Raw genomic sequence first — 20,280 nt, 5'->3', positions numbered from 1 at the left:
GTCAACTTGAAAAGCTAAAATAAAATAACTAAAATTTTAAAGTCCGAACATATCTAAAAACTTTAATCCAAAAATAAAAGCGCCGTCACTGCCGCCATTATAATAGGAACGCACATAATCTACCCGAAGCAGTCTAAATTTTCCAAAACCGAGATTGTCAATTCCTACGGAAAATTCGGAATACGGTTTCCGTTCCTCGGTGCTTAAAAAATGCGCGCCGGCAACCAAGTTAAGATTTAGTTGGTTTATTCCGGGGATTTTCCCTAAAATCCAACCACGGAAATCGTGTTCCAAATGCCCTTCAAAATAGCCTTTGTTCGTGCTAAAATCGAAATAAGGCATTAAATTAAACACATCGGTATAATTAGCTGAGGTGCCCACCCGCGTTTGGTTTCCGTTGAAATGTTTAAAATCGATAAAGGAAATTCCGTCGCCGTTTGCAAATGCGCCGCTTTTTAAATTGTAATTAAGCTGCCCTTTGTTTCCGAAGGAAAGAGATTGCTTTAAACTCAGTTCAAACTGCGTGTAATCATACTTAGATTCTGTAATTGCGGTGCCGTTTTCAATAGAAATATTTAGTTCAGGGAATTTAGTATCGCTAATATTAAGCTTCATATCGGGGTTTGAGAAATATTTCTGCGCAAAGTTTATACGCGCCCGCACTTTGCTTTTTACAATATTGTGTTCGGTAAAAGCCGCATTTTTAAAATCGTTCGGCGCCAGTGGGTTGTTGCTTGTGTAACTTACATTGTCAAACGGAATGGTAACATAATCGGTGTTGTTGAAAAGTGGCTTTCGGTTTTCATATCCTGTCACGGCGTATAGATGAAGGCCGTTAAATATTTCTTGGCTGTACCCTATTCGGCCGTAATTAAGCTCGTACAATTTCATATAATTTCGTTCAAAGAAAAGCGTAGCAACCGTATTTATTAATGGCGAAATAGGTTCGGCATCATTAAACTGATTCACTTTACTTCCTCCAGCAAGTGAAAGTCGCAATTTGTCTTTCCAATTAAAATTTCTGAGTATGCCAGCCGTAAACCGAAGTCTGTCTTCGGCAATTCCATAATCTGCGCGTATTGCTGCAGACAGGGTGTTTGTGCGGTTGTCGTCGTACCATTTGCTATAAGTGAGCCCCGCTTTGCCGTTCCAGCCTTGAACGGTGTTAAAATTGATTTTTGTTAAGGGGCCTTCGTATCCAACCGACCATTTTTCAAACGAGTTTTTAAAGGAATAACCCGTCAGCAGACTAAGTATTCTCGGTTTGTTTGATTTCGCATCTATCGAATCTAAATACGATTTTGAATGCCGCAACACCTGAAGGCTGTCTTTTTTAATGTAGTCTTTTAACTCTTCGTCAGTAAGTGGAACGGGGCGGCTGCCTTTCCAAAAGAGGCTATCTTTTTTGTTAGCTTCTGGTTTAAAGGAAAGCACTTCATTTGTAAAAGATTTTTTGGTGAATTGCGGTTTAAAATTGTAATTGCTGTACACAGCTATAAATCCGCCTTCGCCTTTCATTCCCAAAAGTCCAAACCCAAAATCGATGGTTTGTGAAATCTTAACCCAAAATTTATTTTTGGCATCAAATTTATAATTTTGTTTCACCAAAAGATTATTTACAAACGGTACTTGAATCGCAGCGCCAGTGGTGGCAAGTTCGGTACCGTACAATTGCCAATCGTTTTCAACTATATAAATAAAACCTTGCCAAACCCTGTCGTTAGGGCGTTTTGGGATTACTTTTATTTTATTGATTAGCTTGGGGCCTTCGTAAAAAACACCGTCTAACTTATAATTGTAGTAACTAAAAGCGTTGTTTGCAATTGGTGAAACCAGAGCAGCGTTTAGCTCAACGGTGTTTTCATAAAACGAAATATTAGCGCTCTGTGCACTGTTAAAACTAAAACCGTTATCGTTACCACTCACTTTGCTAGCAATGATTTTTTCGGTGAATTTATCGGGTTTTTGAAAAGCGATTTCCGAAATAGTTTCCGAAAGATAAATGATGCCAGTGCGTGTAGAATCCAGTGTGCCATCAAAATCGCCCACTTCTTGCCCCATTATTTTTTCGGGCACATCTTTTACTTTCCAAAGTCCGCGCGAGTAAAAATCGGCGGTATATTCGCTTAACTTTTCCAAATTTTCCTTGCGTTGGGCAATCGTTTCGCGGATGATGCGATATGCGGGATCTTCGGAAGTATTTACAACTACTTCATCTAAACTCGTAGATTCTTCTTCGAGAGAAACATTTAGAATAAAAGGAAACGTAGTTGGTGCAATGGTTTTAATTAAGGTTTTGAAACCCAGAAATTGAAAAGCCACTTGGTATTCAGCATTTTCAGAAACATTCAGCGTATAATTTCCATCGTCGTTTGTCGTGGTGCCAACATAACTATTTTGAAGATAGATATTTACGTAGGGCAGGGGTTCGCCATTGGTATCAGTGACCTTTCCTACTATTTGGGCTTGCGAAATGAGGGATGAAAATAGCAGAAAAATAAGAAGCAATTTTTTCATAAAAGAAGACGCTGGCTGTTATGGTTAATTGCGAACCAAATTACCAAAAGGATGCATCTAAGAAAAGTATTTTGAAGAATTAATTATTGAATGCTTTTTTAATTCGGCGGAGTTGTCGTTTAGAATCGCGTTCTTTGATTACTTCGCGTTTGTCGTATTCTTTTTTTCCGCGAGCGAGGGCAATGTCAATCTTTGCGAGGCCTTTGCTATTGGTGAAAAGCACTAAGGGAATAATTGTAAGTCCGCTGTTTTTAACTTCTTTTTCAAGCTTTTTAAGTTCGCTGCGATTTAAAAGAAGTTTGCGTTCGCTTTTTGGAGCGTGGTTGTAGTGGGAAGCGTGGCTGTATTCCTGCACCGTCATATTTATAACAAAAAGTTCGCCGTTATTGAATTCGCAAAAACTTTCAGCTATTGAAGCTTTTCCTTCACGGATTGCTTTAATTTCAGTACCGCGAAGCACAATGCCTGCGGTATAAGTATCTAAAATTTCGTATTCAAACCTAGCTTTACGGTTTTTAATTTTAACGGTTTTCTGTATTGCCATAGGTGCAAAAATAGTACAATTATCGCGGTTTTTAGAAAGGTTTTAGGAAGGTTTAACCAAAGCAGTCAGGAATAATTTTATGTTTTAATTCTGAATACGCGATGAAACTACGTAGCGGCGCTTAATTATTCTACGGTAATTGTTTCTACTTTAGTGTCATCACCGTTTATAGTAACTTTATAAAGTGTAGCGTTGTCGCTATCGTCCATCTCTTTATACTTTTCCTCCCCAATCAATTTGTTTACCAGTTGTGGAGTGGTATTACTATGGCCAGCAATTAACACTGTTTTACCGTTGGTTTCTTTTAAAAATTCTTCGGAATAAATAGTATTGGGATCGTAGCGTATTGGTGAAACCGATTTCTGCTGCGCAATAAGCGAAATGGTTTGCTTAGTACGCACGTATTTTGTTACGTAGATTTCATCTATTTTAATAGGTTCAAAATAGGTGGCCCAGCGTTTGGCGCGCATCAATCCGTCTATATTAAGCGATGGATCTTGATTTTTAGGATCTGTACGATCTTTTTCGGCATGCCGCAGTAAGTAATAGGTAGCGCTAAAATTAGGGGTAGAAATTTCGGTATCTGTTTGTGCTACTTTGTTTTCTTGTTCCTTTTCCTTTTGCTGCCCACAAAAAGTAAACAGTGGCAAAAGAGTTAATAATAGTATTAAATGCTTCATAGGTGAATTTTTAAATAACATTTTTTAAGAGTCGTTAGCAAAGTTATAACTAAAACGGTTGAATCTTTAGTATTTCATTATTATAAATGGGCGGAATGGTGTTGTAATTTTATAATACGAAAAAGAAAAATTAATTTAACTTAAATCAAAAAGCTATGAACGAAGATCAGTTTAAAGGAAAATGGAAACAGGTAAAAGGTAAATTTAAGCAAGAATATGCAGACCTTACCGATGATGACCTAATGTACACGGAAGGAAAATCTGACGAATTACTTGGACGCCTTCAAGAAAAAACGGGTAAAACCAAAGAAGAGTTGAAAGATCAGATTGACAAGTGGTAGTTTTCTCTAAACTTTAATTACCGCTTTATTTGAAGCCAGACCCATCAAGATTTTAATATTAAAATCTTGATGGGTCTTTTTTATTATTTGAATTTTATTTCTTAAATCCAATATTTTTTTGAATTATTGGTTAATTTCGTATTCTAAATAATCCACAAACTATAACTTATTATGAAAAAAATTACACTTATTCTATTGTGCGTTGGCTTCGCCGTAAATGCCCAAGTAAACAATTATAATGTTGGCGATGTTGTTGACGATTTTACAGTTACCGATATCGACGGCGTAGAACATAATTTATAGGCAATAACTGCTCAAGGCAAATATGTTTGGCTAGATTTCTTTTTTGCAGACTGTGTACCGTGCCAACAAACCGCTCCTATTTTTAATGAGTTTTTCGATAAATATGGCTGTAATGAAGGGCTTGTATTTTGCTTGTCTATTAATAACGGTTATGATGATGATGACCGAGTACGATTATACGAACAGCAACACGGTGGCCCATTTAATCATGCACCGGCGGTAAGTAATGAGGGGGGTGGACCAGCCGTAGATGCTAATTTTGGAGTTTCGGCTTATCCAACTTATTGTCTAATTGGCCCGGACAATACATTGGTAGTTAGAGATATTTGGCCACTATCGGGAGTTGAAACTTTTGAAGCTACATTTCCAACAGGTTTTGAACCTGCGGTTATGGAATGTACTTTAGGATTGACCGAGGCTACTGCTTTTAGCTTTAATATCTACCCAAGCATTTCTAGTGGAAACGTAAATATTAGCCTTCCAAACAGCGTAGCGTCTACTGTCGCGATTTTTAATACCCTCGGACAACAGGTTTTTGCAAATAATTATTTAGATAAAAACATTAATCTAAACCTTCAATTAGCACCTGGTGTTTATTTGGTGAAAGTAACTGCCGATGCTAATTCAGTGACTAAAAGAATAGTGATAAAGTAAAAATTGAAACTGCATCGTAAACAAAACCCCCAAGCAAACGCTTAGGGGTTTTTCAATGGTACTAATTAAAAATCCAAATTATTCAACTAAATCTTCTTGGTTTCTAAACACAAGCGAATCATTAAAACTATCTAAAAGTATAATGCTATCGGTCGTTATTTTACCGGCTAGTATTTCTTTACTTAATTCATTTAATACTTCACGCTGAATAACCCTTTTTACAGGTCGCGCACCGTACTGCGGATCGTAACCTTTTTCTGATAGATAGGTTATGGCTTCTGGTGTAGCGTCTAAAACAATATTCTGTTTCATTAGCATTTTTGACAAACCTTTCAATTGTAACGCAACAATCTCGTGAATATCGGTTTTTGAAAGTGGCGTAAACATTATTATATCATCAATACGGTTTAAAAACTCGGGCCGCACACTTTGTTTTAACAATGCTAAAACTTCTACTTTGGCGCCTTCCATTGCCGTTTCAGGATCTTTTACGGTTTCAAAACGCTCTTGTATTATTTGGCTGCCCATATTACTGGTCATAATAATTATCGTGTTTTTGAAATCTGCTACACGTCCTTTATTATCCGTTAATCTACCTTCATCCAAAACCTGCAACAAGATGTTGAAAGTATCTGGATGTGCTTTTTCAATCTCGTCTAATAAAACCACGCTGTAAGGTTTACGTCGAACAGCTTCTGTGAGTTGTCCACCTTCTTCATAACCCACATATCCTGGAGGTGCACCCACCAAGCGGCTCACACTGTGTCGTTCTTGATATTCGCTCATATCAATACGCGTCATTGCATTTTCATCGTCAAAAAGATATTCTGCCAATGCTTTTGCGAGTTCGGTTTTACCTACACCGGTTGTTCCAAGAAAGAGGAAACTACCAATTGGTTTCTTTTCGTCCTGCAATCCGGCACGACTTCGGCGAATAGCATCACTAACCGCTACAATTGCTTCATTTTGACCAACCACACGTCTATGAAGGTGATCTTCCAAATTTAGCAGTTTTTCGCGATCGCTTTGTAGCATTTTTGTTACGGGAATGCCCGTCCATTTTGCAACTACTTCGGCAATATCTTCGCGAGTTACTTCTTCTTTAATCATGGAAGTGCCTTCGTCGTTTTCGGCTAGCTGGGTTTCCAATTTGCTTAATGCGGCTTGTGCATCTTTAATTTTTCCGTAACGAAGTTCTGCAACCTTTCCAAAATCGCCATCGCGCTCGGCACGTTCAGCTTCAAGTTTGAAATCTTCAATCTGGGTTTTTAGATTTTGAACATTATCAACAACTTCTTTTTCGCTTTGCCATCTCGCGTTTAACTCGTTGCGCTCTTCTTTTAAATTGGCCAAATCTGCGTGAAGCGATTTCAATTTCGTTTCGTCTTTTTCACGTTTAATGGCTTCAATTTCAATTTCGAGCTGCATAATTTTTCGGTCTAAAACATCTAATTCTTCGGGTTTGGAATTTATTTCCATCCTGAGTTTACTAGCGGCTTCGTCCATTAAATCAATTGCTTTATCGGGAAGGAAACGGTTTGTAATATAGCGTTCCGAAAGTTCTACGGCAGCAATAATTGCCTCGTCTTTAATTCGAACTTTATGGTGTGTTTCGTATTTCTCTTTAATTCCGCGAAGAATTGAAATAGCGCTCTCCGTATCGGGCTCATCAACAACTACTCTTTGGAAACGGCGTTCCAATGCTTTATCTTTTTCGAAATATTTTTGATATTCGTCTAAAGTAGTTGCACCAATGGCACGCAATTCCCCACGAGCAAGCGCAGGTTTTAAAATATTAGCGGCATCCATTGCGCCTTGCCCGCCACCGGCACCAACCAAAGTATGTATCTCGTCAATAAAAAGCACGATGTCGCCTTCACTGGAAGTTACTTCTTTAATAACTGCTTTTAGGCGTTCTTCAAATTCACCTTTGTATTTTGCCCCAGCAATGAGCGCACCCATATCTAACGAATAAATTTCTTTGGTCTTTAAATTTTCGGGCACGTCGCCATCAACTATTCTGTGGGCTAAACCTTCGGCGATAGCAGTTTTACCCGTTCCGGGTTCTCCTACTAACATTGGGTTGTTTTTGGTTCTTCGTGAAAGAATTTGAAGAATTCTTCTAATTTCTTCATCGCGACCAATTACGGGATCTAACTTCCCGTCGCGCGCAAGTTGGTTGAGGTTTTTGGCGTATTTGTTTAATGAATTATAGGTTTCTTCGGCACTCTGCGAAGTAACGCTTTCGCCACCGCGCAATTCTTCAATGGCTGCTTTCATTCCTTTTTCGGTTACACCTTGGTCTTTTAGGCTTTGTGCAATTCCGCTTTTAGAATTTAAAATTGCTAAAAGCAAATGTTCGATTGAAACATATTCGTCGCCCATTTTTTTGGCGATGTTGGTAGCTTCAATTACTGTTTTGTTTGCCTCGCGCGAAAGCATAATATCACCTCCCGAAACCTTCGGAAAGCTATCTAATTGCTTATCGAGTATCTGTTTTAAAGTAGTAAGATTAACGTTGAGTTTTTTTAATATAAACGGAGTTACGTTTTCATCTACTTCAAAAATAGCTTTCAGAATGTGTTCGTTTTCAATTTGCTGATGGCCGTAGCCTTGCGCAATTTGCTGCGCTTGCTGAATGGCCTCTTGGCTTTTTATAGTAAAATTATTAAAATTCATATATATCGTGTGTTTGTTAATTATTGTTTGTGATGAGCTTATTTCAAATACAAAGCCATAATAAAATTAAGACATAATGTCTGTACAAAGCCTTGTTTTAACAGACATTATGACTGTTTTAAGACTTTGCTTTTTATTATTTCTTTTAGAAAATATTGATGTTATTACTTGTAGCTTTGTAAAAAACGAGAACCGATGGGAATATTTGATATGTTTAAAACACCGAGAGATGCTGCCAAGGAAGAAATAATTGAAGTTCCGTGGCATGTTTTAGGTACAATGGAGCAATTAGATGAAATAGTTGAACAGTCTAAAAGTAATCCTGTAGCGATCTTTAAACATTCTACGCGCTGCGGAATAAGCAGAGGCGTGCTGAAAATATTTGAGAAAAATTACAATCTTAAAGATGATCAACTGAAATTATATTTTCTCGATCTTTTACAAAACAGAGCTATTTCAAACGAAATTGCAGCGCGTTTTAAAGTGCATCACGAAAGTCCGCAAATGATTGTTATAAAAAATGGAGATGTGGTTCATCACGACTCTCATAGCGCTATTGACGCTTCGCATTTGGCGAATTTTGTATAAAATTTTGCGCTAATTTTTTAACAAAATTTGTTTAAACCTTTCTTTAATATCCTGCCCCGCGTCAAAAACCATTTGTTCGTTGTTGGGAAACGGAACTGGGCGATTGTTCACAAGTCTGCGGTCTTCTGCAGTTAAAGCGCGCTCGTCTCCGCGAAACGTGGCGTAAACATTTTCAAAAATAAATTCTGAAGAAAGTGGAAAGCTGTTTAGTTGCCTCTTTTTGTTCAAATCTTTATAAACTACAGATCCGCCAACAAGCACAGCTTTTTCCTGTTTAGTAATATAAACCGTGGCGGAGACATCAATAATTCTATCAATTTTAGTTGGGTTGCCAAGGCTGTCGCGCACAATATTACCAGCACGATCGCGACGGTAATCATAACCGTCTTTAACACGTTGTTTTCTTGTGAATTGCCTGTCAGAAATACGTTCCGGTGAAATTTGAATCGTTTGAAAATTTAAATCTATTCCCAGATCATAAATAAGTCCTTGTTCACGTTGCGCGTGATATTCAATCCAAAAATCGTTTAATCCGTAGGTATTAAAATCTAAAAGATCGCGCTCAAGTTTGTGTGGAATAACTTGATTGGTGTGATTGTTTAAATTCACTAAAACAAAGTCAGTGCCTTTAAAATGGGCGTCTTCACGAAGCTGAGAAACGTCACGGTAATTTGGCTTTATTTCATCTATTTCGCACAGCACGTTGTATGCACTTCGGTAGTCTTTTTTACTATCACGTTGCATATACGCTATAGCTTCCTGGTATAAAGCTTGCAAATACGCATCTTTTGAAGCCAGTAAATCGGTGGTGTAATCTGTAAAAACAAAATTTGCTTTCCGTCCCATCTCTAAACTGTAAAGTGGTAGCAACGGACGAATTAAATCTTGTCGCGCTTGCAGATCTAGATAGGTGTAGTATATTTCTTTGGCGTTAGTAGGATTTTTCTCTTTTTTTAAAAAAGCGATTTTACGGTTGTCCTCATCTTTTGCCTTTAAAAAAGCTTCTTCTAAAATTTGAATATGGGCATCGTATTCTTTAGCGCCTTTGTCTTTTTGAAGTTTTTTAGTTGCCAGCATTATGGCTTCATCATAATTTCCTTGCGAAACATATTTTTGAGTCCGCTTTACGCTATTACAAGAAATGCTGAAAAGTGCCGTGAATAAAAGAATGTAGCTTGCTTTCATAAATAATTAATTTGGTTATAAAAGCTAAAATACAATAGTAGTGCCAATTTTAGTAGGAATTACTTTACTGAATTTTTTTTAGCCGTTAATTATAACGCATATACTTCTGGAAAGGCTAATAACTATCTAGGGTTGCTGACTTTCTTAATTTATACTTTTAAGCAGTTTGATTTTCAATTTTATTTTAATTAACTTTGAGGATTCTAACCCATTTAAATTCAAATTATTATGAAAAAATTATCAGTGTTGTTCGGTATTTTATTGGTAGCTTGCTTGTCTACAAGTATTAGTGAAGGTCAAAATAATAAGGGACATAAAGAATATGTTTGCCATATTCCGCCCGGAAATCCTGAAAATATGCATACTATACATGTAAGCGTAAATGCCGTGCGTGCGCATTTGGCCCACGGATGTTGGGTAGGGTTCTGCGAATAGTAGATGCTAATCCAATTACGTTATTGGACACTAAAAGTTTATTAGTAAAAACGAAATAGAATTTTAATAACCGAAAAAAGGGCGGCTTTATATTTAAAGCGGCCCTTTTTTTATAAAAAATCAGAATTGTCCGATTAAAAAACATATTATGTCCCGACGGAACATTTGCTTAGTTGTGATCTATTGATTACCAATGCTTTCCCCGCTGATATAGAATACCTTTTAGCGGACAACAATGATAAAAAACATTAGTTTACTGTTTTATGGCTGGCAATAATTTCGTTCTACATTCGCCAAAGCCTATTCGAATATCATCAGATTTACAGTATCCTTTTAGTATTACGGTATCGTTATCGTTTATAAACTTTCTTTCAGAACCATCAGCGAGGCTAATTGGTTTTGCGCCGCGCCAAGTAAGTTCTAGCATAGAACCAAATGAATCTGGCGTCGAGCCGGAAATGGTACCGCTACCCATCATATCTCCACTGTTAACATTACAACCATTAACCGTATGGTGTGCCAGCTGCTGGCTCATATTCCAGTACATATATTTAAAATTTGAGGTAGCAACCTTAGTTTCTTGACCGTTTTCAGGGGCAATATAAACCTCTAAATTAATATCATAGCTTTTTTTGCCTTTATATTGAAGATAAGGCAATTGCTCTCTTTCAGGTTTTGGACCCGCCACTTTATAGGGTTGTAGTGCATCTAAGGTGACAATCCAAGGCGAGATAGAAGACGCAAAGTTTTTAGCTAAAAAAGGACCCAATGGCACGTATTCCCACTTTTGAATGTCTCGCGCGCTCCAATCGTTAAATAACACCAATCCAAAGATGTGATCTTCGGCTTCATTTACAGGAATTGGTTCTCCTAAAACATTCGCATCAGTAGTAATAAATGCCATTTCTAATTCAAAATCAATTAGTTTTGAAGGGCCAAAAACAGGCTCTGTTTCACCTTCTGGCATGGTTTGTCCCCATGGTCTGCGAACATTAATTCCGCTTGGAACAATAGAAGAACTCCTTCCGTGATACCCAACAGGAATGTGAAGCCAATTAGGCATTAAAGCATTTTCCTTTCCACGGAACATCGTTCCCACATTTGTGGCGTGTTCTTTACTGGAATAAAAATCGGTGTAATCTCCTACTTGCACGGGAAGCTGCATTTCTACTTCATCCATCGTAAATAGGATATGTTTTCTGTGGTCTTCGTTTTCGCGAAGTTGTGGATTTTCTTTATCAAATATATCCGCTATTCGGTTTCGTACCAGGCGCCACGTTTTTCTTCCATCGCTAATAAAATCGTTTAATGTGTCTTGAAGAAAAATATCGTCTGTAAGTTCAATTTCTTTAAAATAACCCAGCTGATGTAAAGCGCCAAGATCAATAGCATAATCTCCAATTCGGGTTCCAATGGTAATAATATCGTCTCGCGTTAAAAAAACGCCGAATGGAATATTTTGAATCGGGAAATCTGTATCTGGCGATGTATCCAACCAGGTTTTTCTTTTTGGGTCATTAGCAGTTATAGGCATGTCAATAATTATTTTTTTGGTTGTTGAAATAAAACTAATTAAAAAAAAGCAGATTCTTTAAAATCAGCAAATTAATTGCTAAATCGGTTTTACACTCAACAAGTGTTTTGTTAGTAAAAATCTGCATCAAATATATATATTTCAATATAGTTTCCGAATGTAATTAGTATTTTTGGATTTAATTAACTTTCGAAGAAATTTATGGTTTTTCACTAATATTTCAAAAACTGTAAATTCTATTTTTTTTAGCAATTGAATTCCAAATTATACACATTATTAAATACTTATTATGCAACGCGACGAACAAATTTTTGAATTAATAGAAGCCGAAAAACAACGCCAAATAAACGGATTGGAACTAATTGCTTCAGAGAATTTTGTAAGCGACCAAGTGATGGAAGCTGCGGGTTCGGTTTTAACTAATAAATATGCCGAAGGCTATCCCGGAAAACGCTATTACGGCGGTTGCGAAGTGGTAGATGAGGTAGAGCAATTGGCTATAGATCGTGCAAAAGCACTATTTGGCGCTGAATATGCAAATGTACAACCACATAGTGGCTCGCAAGCAAATACTGCAGTTTTTGCAGCTTGTTTAAAACCGGGCGACAAATATTTGGGGTTCGACCTTTCGCACGGTGGCCATTTAACACACGGTTCACCTGTAAATTTTTCGGGTAAACTTTACAATCCTATATTTTATGGTGTAGATCGTGAAAGCGGCAGAATTGATTATGACAAAGTTGAAGAAATAGCCATCGCAGAAAAGCCTAAAATGATTATTGCCGGAGCTTCGGCATATTCCCGCGAAATAGATTACAAGCGTTTCCGTGAAATTGCTGACAAAGTTGGCGCAATTCTATTTGCAGATATTGCACATCCCGCAGGTCTTATTGCCAAAGGAATTATGGGCGATCCGTTGCCGCATTGCCACGTTGTAAGCACCACCACGCACAAAACGTTGCGCGGCCCTCGTGGGGGAATGATCTTAATGGGGAAAGACTTTGAAAATCCCTTCGGAATAAAATTAAAAAACGGCAACCTTCGTAAAATGAGCAGTCTGTTAGACAGCGCTATTTTTCCTGGAAATCAAGGAGGTCCGTTGGAGCATATTATAGCCGCAAAAGCAATCGCTTTTGGTGAGGCTTTAACAGACGATTTCCTTCATTATATGGTGCAAGTGAAGAAAAACGCTGCGGTAATGGCCAAGCATTTTGTTGAAAAAGGCTACGGTGTAATTTCCGGTGGAACTGATAATCATATGATGCTTATCGATCTTCGCAACAAAAATATTTCGGGGAAGGAAGCCGAAGAAGCTTTGGGAAAAGCAGATATTACAGTAAACAAAAACATGGTTCCTTTTGATGACAAATCGCCGTTCGTTACTAGCGGAATCCGCGTAGGAACAGCTGCCGTTACTACCCGCGGTTTGGTTGAAAAAGATATGGGGAAAATCGTCGATTTAATCGATGAAGTAATTACAAATCGTGAAGACGAAGCCAAACTAGAAAACATTGCTGAAAAAGTGAATAAAATGATGTCTGGCTTGCCGCTTTTTAAAAACTAAAAAATGATTCAGACTGAACGACTTATTTTAAGGGAGTATTCTATAAACGATGCTCCCTTTGTTTTTGAGTTGATGAATAGCGAAGGTTGGCTTAAAAATATTGGTGACAGAAATATTAAATCTATTGAAGAAGCCGAAAGTTATTTGGAGAAGAATTATTTAAGTAATTACAAGAAATACGGGTACGGACCATTTTTAGTGAGCTTAAAAGAAGATGGAAGCCCAATTGGTTCTTCGGGTTTGTATAAAAGAGAAAGTTTAGATTTTCCCGACATTGGCTTCGCGTTTTTGTCGCAATTTTTCAATCAAGGTTATGCTTTTGAAGCTTCAATGGCTGTAATGAAATATGCTAAAGAAACCTTGAAATTGCAAACTATAACCGGGATAACACTGCCCACAAACGCTTCATCTATAAAGCTTTTAAAAAAACTTGGTCTTTTAGAAGTAGGATTGTTTACTTATGAAAATGGAGAAGAATTATTATTATTTTCAAATTAAAATATTATGATAACAGAAAATCACAAACAATTTATAAAACGCGCCATAGAGCTTTCCGAAAAAGGAATGCACAATAACGCTGGCGGCCCTTTTGGCGCCGTAGTTGTAAAAAATGGTGAAATAATTGCCGAAGGTTTTAATCAAGTAACTTCTAGTAACGATCCTACGGCGCATGCCGAGGTTGTAGCAATCCGCAAGGCTTGCGAGGCACTTGGCACTTTTCAATTAGATGACTGTATTATTTACACCTCCTGCGAGCCTTGCCCTATGTGTTTGGGTGCCATTTACTGGGCGCGACCAAAAGCTGTTTATTACGCTTGTACCAAAGAAGATGCCGCAGAAATTGGTTTCGACGATCATTTTATTTACGATGAAATTGAAAAGAAAATTGAAGACAGAAACGTTAAGTTTATCAATCTTGATAGGGAAGCGGGCAGGAAAGTTTTTAAAAAGTGGGAGGCTAAAGAAGGAAGAATTGATTACTAAAAATTGCATGTTAAAAGTGAAAAAGTTGAATTATTTAATTGCAGCTGTGCTTTTAGCCACAGTTTTATCCTGCAATACCGAAACTGAACAACCTTTAAAAATTACGGGCCTTTGGAAACTTGAAAGTATGAAAGTGCGGGACTCCGCTACAAATACGTGGAGCCAATATCGCGGTGGAATGGACGGTTATTTGCTTTATGACGGCAACGGCCACGTAGCACTTCATTTATATGAAAAAGGCTACGAAAATGCCGGAATTGAGTTTCCAAATTTTAACGACACAATTCCATTAGAAGCTTTGAAGTATATTACCAAATCCTATTATTATATGGGCAATTACAAAGTTTCAGAAGCGGACAGTATAGTTTCGCATTTTAAACTTTCGCATTCAAACCCATCTGAATTTGGATTGACTGCAGAACGAAGATTTTACTTTAGTGGCGATACTTTGGTAATGCAACCTGTTGAGCGAAAAAATTCAAAATTAAAATTGAAGTGGTTAAAAGAAAAATAACTTCACATTAAAAAATTGAGTAATAAAAAACCCGCCACTCTGGACGGGTTTTTTGATCTGAATTCTCGCTTATCCTTCCGGAAAAACTGTTGTTTCATATGCTCCTGCATCTGGTGGAGAGCTGCGCGAAGTTCCATTTAAATCTAATGCTGGACCAACTCCGTTTTTACCAATATTTTCAGCTCCCGAAGTTCCTGTTTCAATATTAAAATTGTTCTTTTCGGTATCTTGAAAAACAGGGTCTAAGTTAAATTTAGTTGCTGTGTATAAAGAAGCATTGCTAAAGTCGTATAAAGGTTCGTCGCCAAACTCGCCCGTTGGATCTTCAAAACGCAACAAGCAATTTTCAAAATTGAAATTGAATGCCGCCGCATCATTTTTATAAACAGAGAATTCACGGCGTTCGTTCCCGTAAATAATACAGTTTTTAAAGTTTGCTTTTACTAAATCGCCAACAACAGTTGTTGACTCGTCAATATTCAAACTGTTATCTATAGAAACTGATGGATCTGAACGGAAACCATTGGTCCAATAGTTCGCAAAAGTACTGTGCTTAAATTCGTAACTTCCACCAACTTGAATAGCTAAAGAAGATATTCCGCTATTATTTACAACCATATTCTCACCACTTATCACTCCAGTTCTAGATAGTATTCCGTATAGCGAGTTATTATAAATTTGTACGTTACTCAAAGTAACCGGACTGTCTTCAACTCTAAGTCCGACGCTGCTATTTTTAATTGTTGTAAAGTTAAATTCATTATTTATACTACCCGACGTGAGCCAAATGGTGAGCCATTGTCCAGGCACATCACTAAATCCAGGCTCTAAACGGTCGCCTTCAAAAATCACTTCATTTTCAAGCGCAACCGGGTCGGTGCTTCTTTCGCCCATAGATTTTATAGTTCCGTTTTCGGCAACTAAAAGCGCACTTCCCTGGTGAAAATGAATGCGCGCACCAGCTTCAATTGTTAGTGTTTTGTTACTTGGGACGGCAGCATAGCCATAAATAACATAGGGTTTTTCATTGGTGAAATTCAATTCATTATCGTCTAAGAAAAAGCCTTCTACCAAGATTGGATCGCCATTTTCATCATCCCCAAAGTTTAGTGTTTCGGTAGTGCCATCGAGGTATCTTTCAGGAAAAAGAAAAACGGCGTCTTTTACAAGGGTAACTAAATTAACTTGTTGCTGGTTTCCGCCAGTATCAAAAAGCAATTCGTCTGTGTAAAGAAAATCTGTTTGGTTTGTAGGAAGGTTGTTTATATCGAAAGTAGTTTCAATAAAAATGAAGATACTGTCCTTTGCTAAAACTTGCACGTTTTCGAAAACCTTTCCGGGCATGCCGTCAACGTTTAAACGATAATTGGAAGCTTCGCCCTGCGCCAATCTAACGGTAGGAATGTTGATATCCTCGTCGCTGCGATTGTAAACTTTTAAATTATAGGTGCTGGAACCAATGTTAGTAAAAATGGTATCCAAGTAAACCGTGTCTTTCGAAAACTCTAAGTTTCCTGTGCTAGCAACAGTTTCAAAATCGTTGCGGCAAGAACTCCATAATACAAGGCAACACAAAATTGCCAAACCGTATAAATACCTCATTCAAATATAATTTTGGTAAAAATATAACTTTTTATGAAGCTTATTATTGTAATGGTTAAAGAAGTTTTCTTTTGAGATTATTGAGCGACATCGGTTTCTGAAAAAGTAAAAACCACGAATACACAAATATTCAGAATTAGTAATTCGTGAATGCGTGGCTTCTATTTAGCATTTTTCTGCTACTTGTTTTTACGTGCTGCTTTTTTCCGAGCTCTTTTAAGTTTTCTAAATTTAATTGTGTTTTTATAAGCGGCTTTTGCTTTTTCATACCAATTGGGATCTTTTTCAGGTTCGTAATAGTCGTTATAAGAAATCCCACCGGTAATAACCACTTCGCCCATCATTGCTCCAGACATTTCCAAATTAACTATGTTTGTAATTTTTGAAACTGAAATTTCTTTCGTTTCAAATCCTACGTAGCTAAAAACTAAAACATCGCCCGGTTTAGTTTCAATACTATAATTACCGTCAAAATCTGTTTGCGTTCCAGTTGAAGTTCCTTTAATTTTAATATTCGCACCGGGAAGTGGCAAGCCCGTGTCATCTACAACTACACCTTTTGTAAAGTTGGAAATTGAATCTTTTTTCACTGGTTTTTCAATTGTGGGAGCAATTTTACCAAGCATAAAACTTTCGATAATTACTTCACGATTCATAGAAACAGCTATTGTTTTTGAAGAATTACTCAAAGCTATTTCTTTCGAAATGTAATTTTTAAGTTTAAATTCAAGTTGTTCATTATCTAAAGTTACAATTCGGTATTCACCTTTTTTGTTGGTCCATTCGCGGGCACCTGTTTCGTTAGAAGTGATTTCTACATTTCTTAATGGAACACCGTTTTCATCCGTTACAATTCCCTCGGTTACAATTTGAATTCTATCCAAACCATTACTAAAACGACCTATTCCCAAAGAAATCATCGGTTTTTCTGAAAGTGAATTAGTTTCGGTTTTTGGATTATTTGAAAGCAACGTTAGCGGAAGCAACATTGAAGCCGCGATAGGAGCGAAGCTTTGTCCACTTTTGCGTTCCAATTTCACTTCGCGATTGAGTTGTGATTTTTTTAACCTGCCGCAAGCGTTTTTGTTTTGTGAAAGAAATTTCACCACTTCCTCATCGGTTTTTGAAGTGAAATCGAATACTTCTTTGGTGCAAACACCGCAGAATTTGCCCTTTTCGGTAGTTGTCATTTTAGCCCAATCTTCGTGGCAAGGCTCTGGAATACGGATTGTAATAGATTTTTTCATGATTTCGATGGTTTTGTTGATTCAAAGAAATCAAATATCAAACTGTGAAAAAATAGCGTATGAGGGAACAAGCCTTTTGGGTGAGGGAAAAGTGTTATTAAAAAACAAACCACGAATTCACGAAATATATTCTTTAAAATATTCGTGTATTCGTGGTAAAACTTTATCGATTTCCAATAACAGAAACGGTCAACTACTTTTCAAAAACTTCAATCTTAAAAAGCTTGTTCCAGTTTTTTCCTGTTATATAGAGAATGTTTGGCTCACCGTTGTAAGCAATTCCGTTTAGCACATCTAATTTTGGATGTTGGGTAACTTTATCTTTTAAATCGGTTAAATCTATAACACCTTCCACAGCGCCATTTGAAGGATCAATTATGGCAATTGAACCTTGCTGATACACATTTGCATAAATCTTACCTTCAACCCATTCCAGCTCGTTTACACTGCTTATTTTACTAGTGTTTGTGAAAATCTCTATGTAATCTTTTTCAGCAAGTGTGTTCGAATTTAATGTCCAAATTCTATCGGTGCCATCACTTTTATAAATGTTGTTTTCGGCATCGTGGCAAAGACCCCATCCTTCCCGGCTTTGTCCGTAAACGAAGGTTCCGGTTTGCTCCATGGTTTTAAGATTGTAAATAAAACCAGTGTTTTCGCGCCATGTAAGTTGGTAAATTTTGTTGTTTAAAATAGTGAGTCCTTCCCCAAAATATTGATCACCAAGTTTTACAAGTTTTAATACTTCACCAGTTTTGTAATCTGTTTTTCTTAACGAAGATTCTCTGTATTGGCCTGTACTTTCGTACAAAGTATCGTTTTCGAACTCTAAACCTTGGGTGTAGGCATGTATATCGTGCGGATAGGTTTCAAGAATTTTATAGGTGTAAAGCTTTGGTTTTATTGAAGAGAGTATCGTAATTTTTTGCGAAGCTTCGTATGTTTCGGCATCGCTATAAATTTTCGCGGTCAGGGTTTTTTCGCCTAACTTTTTCCCCGAAAGGGAAATTGTTTTGCCAGAAATTTCAACTTTATCTTTGTTCAAAAAGTAAGCAATTGAATCAGTTTCAATATTCTTTTTGTTTATTAATGAAACTGTAAGCACATCTTTGGTGGTATAAGTCTTCTTCGGACTCTCAATTTGAAGTGAAAATGCATTTTTTTTGTCTTCGGAATTATTGCCGCAGCCACCCAAAAAGAGTAGTAAGAGTGTAGGGGTTAAAACGTTATATATTTTCATGACAAGCTATTAATTTGGTGCAAGGTATTTATTAAAATTGAAATGTGAAAATACTTGCAAAAACTTGAAAAAGCCTTATCTTTGCAGCGGCAAGTCCTACACAACCAGCTCCTGTTGAATCCTCCAGGGCGGGAACGCAGCAAAGGTAAACGGTCGTAGCGGTGTGATGTAGGTAGCTTGCCATTTTTTGTGCGATAAACTTTCGTGGCTTCGACTCCGCTCTGCCACCGTTCAAAATTGGTCGCTGAGCGAAGTCGAAGGGCTCATTATTCTTTCCTCTTTTTAATAAAAGTATTTGGAAAACTGATTACATAACCGCACCTTTGCCTTTCAACAACCATTTATGCCAAAAGTAGTACTCATTACAGGCGGTTCTTCAGGAATTGGGAAAGCCATAGGCGAATATCTTTCTGAACGTGACTACCAGGTTTTTGGAACAAGCCGAAATCCTCAAAAAATAACCACTTCTTCGTTTCCCCTTCTGAAATTGGATGTGAACGATATTAATTCTATTGATACGGCAATTTCTGAAGTAATCTCTAAAGCCCAAAAAATTGATGTGGTAATCAATAACGCAGGCGTTGGCATTACCGGCCCAATTGAAGAAACGCCCGAAAGTGAAATAAAAAAAGCTTTCGACACCAATTTTCACGGCCCTATAAATGTTATAAAAGCCGTGTTGCCACAAATGCGCAAACAGGGCGCTGGGCATATTTTGAATATTACCTCCATTGCCGGTTATATGGGACTTCCGTACCGCGGAATTTACTCTGCCAGCAAAGCCGCTTTGGAAATAACCATTGAAGCCATGCGCATGGAAACATTACAATTCGGCATAAAAATGACCAATATTGCTCCGGGCGACTTTGCTACAAACATTGCCGCAGGCCGTTACCATTCTCCAGTTTTGGAAAATTCTCCATATAAAAAAGATTACGGAAACACACTTAAAACAATGAACGAGCATGTGGATAATGGTGGCGATCCTCAGCAAATGGCAAGAATGGTCCATAGAATTATTGAAACTGAAAACCCGCGGATTCACTATAAAGTTGGCTCACCGTTACAGAAGTTTTCAATTGTACTAAAACGTATATTACCCGATAAGGTTTATGAGCGGATGGTTTTGAGGCATTATGGGTTGAAGTGAGAGACATTTTTTATGAAAAGTTTTTGACTTTTACTTAACTTTAACGTATATTTAAGAACTATGATTTTTAAAAATGACCAAATCATGAAAAAATTTACTTCTTACTTATAGCATCTTTGATCTTTGTGATGAGCAATAAGGCCCACGCACAGATCCATTGCGAAATTGACACCTTGGCTTCCGCTAATAAGGAAGCGCTGTATGCTCCTTATAAGAGCCTGGATTATTCCTCCTATTCCTTTTGCGTAAATCTGTACGTGCACGTTATCCGCAAAACACTAAAAGATAAACAGTTATGAAATATATATTGATTATTGGCTGTTTTATTTACAGCATGTCTGTTTTCGCTCAATACACGGCTATTCCTGATCCTAATTTTGAGAACTACCTAGAGCAGAACGGTATGGGCGATGGGGTGCCAAATAATGGACAAGTGCTTACGGCAAACATAAACACGGTAACCGAATTGTTGGTTAATTCCCTAAACATCAGCGATCTTACGGGCATTGAAGACTTTGT

General features: G+C 37.4%; 19 protein-coding genes, 1 other RNA gene and 1 pseudogene. 12 read left to right on the top strand and 9 right to left on the bottom strand.

The genetic code is table 11. From position 1 onward, the window contains the following. Positions 1–36: 36 nt before the first annotated feature. From K8089_RS14265 to K8089_RS14255, 3 genes are all read right to left on the bottom strand, one after another. Positions 37–2,517 carry a DUF5686 and carboxypeptidase regulatory-like domain-containing protein gene (locus tag K8089_RS14265; RefSeq protein WP_237603975.1) on the bottom strand — a complete coding sequence of 827 codons (2,481 nt, stop codon included), beginning with the start codon at positions 2,515–2,517 and terminating at the stop codon, positions 37–39. A gap of 79 nt (positions 2,518–2,596) precedes the next feature. Beyond that, a complete protein-coding gene (smpB, locus tag K8089_RS14260) occupies positions 2,597–3,061 on the bottom strand; it encodes an SsrA-binding protein SmpB (protein ID WP_237603974.1) in 465 nt (154 codons plus the stop codon). 125 nt (positions 3,062–3,186) lie between these two features. Continuing rightward, positions 3,187–3,741: a SixA phosphatase family protein gene (locus tag K8089_RS14255; RefSeq protein WP_237603973.1), complete on the bottom strand. Its 555-nt coding sequence runs from the start codon at positions 3,739–3,741 to the stop codon at positions 3,187–3,189. A 155-nt stretch (positions 3,742–3,896) separates the two neighbouring features. Between K8089_RS14255 and K8089_RS14250 the strand changes: the two genes are divergently transcribed. The 3 genes from K8089_RS14250 (at position 3,897) to K8089_RS14245 (ending at position 5,039) form a co-directional block, all read left to right on the top strand. Then, entirely contained in the window at positions 3,897–4,082 is a 186-nt protein-coding gene (locus tag K8089_RS14250) for a CsbD family protein (protein WP_237603972.1), read from the top strand. A 171-nt stretch (positions 4,083–4,253) separates the two neighbouring features. Beyond that, positions 4,254–4,385 carry a hypothetical protein gene (locus K8089_RS16545; protein WP_262913937.1) on the top strand — a complete coding sequence of 44 codons (132 nt, stop codon included), beginning with the start codon at positions 4,254–4,256 and terminating at the stop codon, positions 4,383–4,385. Between the two features lie 3 nt (positions 4,386–4,388). After that, on the top strand, positions 4,389–5,039 hold the full coding sequence (locus tag K8089_RS14245) for a T9SS type A sorting domain-containing protein (RefSeq protein WP_338149262.1): 651 nt from the start codon (positions 4,389–4,391) through the stop codon (positions 5,037–5,039). A 78-nt stretch (positions 5,040–5,117) separates the two neighbouring features. Here K8089_RS14245 and clpB read toward each other — a convergent pair whose 3' ends face one another. Next, a complete protein-coding gene (clpB, locus tag K8089_RS14240; protein WP_237603970.1) occupies positions 5,118–7,718 on the bottom strand; it encodes an ATP-dependent chaperone ClpB in 2,601 nt (866 codons plus the stop codon). Between the two features lie 195 nt (positions 7,719–7,913). Between clpB and ytxJ the strand changes: the two genes are divergently transcribed. After that, positions 7,914–8,306, top strand: coding sequence for a bacillithiol system redox-active protein YtxJ (gene ytxJ / locus K8089_RS14235; RefSeq protein WP_237603969.1), 393 nt, complete (start codon positions 7,914–7,916; stop codon positions 8,304–8,306). A gap of 9 nt (positions 8,307–8,315) precedes the next feature. Here the strand turns inward: ytxJ and K8089_RS14230 are convergent, their stop codons facing one another. Further along, positions 8,316–9,491, bottom strand: a complete 1,176-nt coding sequence (locus K8089_RS14230) for a hypothetical protein (protein ID WP_237603968.1) — start codon at positions 9,489–9,491, stop codon at positions 8,316–8,318. 228 nt (positions 9,492–9,719) lie between these two features. Here K8089_RS14230 and K8089_RS14225 point away from each other — a divergent pair, with 228 nt between their 5' ends. Continuing rightward, the gene (locus tag K8089_RS14225) at positions 9,720–9,926 is read left to right on the top strand and encodes a hypothetical protein (RefSeq protein ID WP_237603967.1); all 207 of its coding nucleotides are present in this window, start codon (positions 9,720–9,722) and stop codon (positions 9,924–9,926) included. A gap of 253 nt (positions 9,927–10,179) precedes the next feature. Here the strand turns inward: K8089_RS14225 and fahA are convergent, their stop codons facing one another. Beyond that, positions 10,180–11,460, bottom strand: coding sequence for a fumarylacetoacetase (gene fahA / locus K8089_RS14220; protein ID WP_237603966.1), 1,281 nt, complete (start codon positions 11,458–11,460; stop codon positions 10,180–10,182). Positions 11,461–11,749: 289 nt separating this feature from the next. Here fahA and glyA point away from each other — a divergent pair, with 289 nt between their 5' ends. From glyA to K8089_RS14200, 4 genes are read left to right on the top strand one after another with little or no spacing between them, the layout of a single operon-like run. Then, entirely contained in the window at positions 11,750–13,024 is a 1,275-nt protein-coding gene (gene glyA, locus K8089_RS14215) for a serine hydroxymethyltransferase (RefSeq protein ID WP_237603965.1), read from the top strand. Positions 13,025–13,027: 3 nt separating this feature from the next. Further along, a complete protein-coding gene (locus K8089_RS14210; RefSeq protein WP_237603964.1) occupies positions 13,028–13,522 on the top strand; it encodes a GNAT family N-acetyltransferase in 495 nt (164 codons plus the stop codon). A gap of 6 nt (positions 13,523–13,528) precedes the next feature. Next, positions 13,529–14,008: a nucleoside deaminase gene (locus tag K8089_RS14205; protein WP_237603963.1), complete on the top strand. Its 480-nt coding sequence runs from the start codon at positions 13,529–13,531 to the stop codon at positions 14,006–14,008. Between the two features lie 25 nt (positions 14,009–14,033). Next, the gene (locus tag K8089_RS14200) at positions 14,034–14,522 is read left to right on the top strand and encodes a lipocalin-like domain-containing protein (protein WP_237603962.1); all 489 of its coding nucleotides are present in this window, start codon (positions 14,034–14,036) and stop codon (positions 14,520–14,522) included. A 69-nt stretch (positions 14,523–14,591) separates the two neighbouring features. Here the strand turns inward: K8089_RS14200 and K8089_RS14195 are convergent, their stop codons facing one another. The 3 genes from K8089_RS14195 to K8089_RS14185 form a co-directional block, all read right to left on the bottom strand. Next, complete coding sequence (locus K8089_RS14195) at positions 14,592–16,124, bottom strand: hypothetical protein (RefSeq protein ID WP_237603961.1); 1,533 nt, start codon at positions 16,122–16,124, stop codon at positions 14,592–14,594. Between the two features lie 179 nt (positions 16,125–16,303). Further along, entirely contained in the window at positions 16,304–17,371 is a 1,068-nt protein-coding gene (locus tag K8089_RS14190; protein ID WP_237603960.1) for a carboxypeptidase-like regulatory domain-containing protein, read from the bottom strand. A gap of 193 nt (positions 17,372–17,564) precedes the next feature. After that, positions 17,565–18,611 (bottom strand): glutaminyl-peptide cyclotransferase, encoded by a 1,047-nt coding sequence (locus tag K8089_RS14185; protein WP_237603959.1) that lies wholly within the window; start codon positions 18,609–18,611, stop codon positions 17,565–17,567. Positions 18,612–18,698: 87 nt separating this feature from the next. Here K8089_RS14185 and ffs point away from each other — a divergent pair. The 3 genes and pseudogenes from ffs to K8089_RS14170 all read left to right on the top strand — a co-directional run. After that, an RNA gene (gene ffs / locus K8089_RS14180) (signal recognition particle sRNA small type) lies at positions 18,699–18,797 on the top strand. A 157-nt stretch (positions 18,798–18,954) separates the two neighbouring features. Further along, entirely contained in the window at positions 18,955–19,761 is an 807-nt protein-coding gene (locus tag K8089_RS14175) for an SDR family oxidoreductase (protein WP_237603958.1), read from the top strand. A 295-nt stretch (positions 19,762–20,056) separates the two neighbouring features. After that, a pseudogene (locus K8089_RS14170) lies at positions 20,057–20,280 on the top strand (T9SS type A sorting domain-containing protein); the annotation flags it as partial.

It is taken from the genome of Aequorivita vitellina (assembly GCF_022008365.1).
Taxonomy (GTDB): Bacteria; Bacteroidota; Bacteroidia; order Flavobacteriales; family Flavobacteriaceae; genus Aequorivita; species Aequorivita vitellina.
The sequence above is the reverse complement of the archived record's forward strand: the minus strand, read 5'-3'. Positions and strand labels throughout refer to the sequence as shown.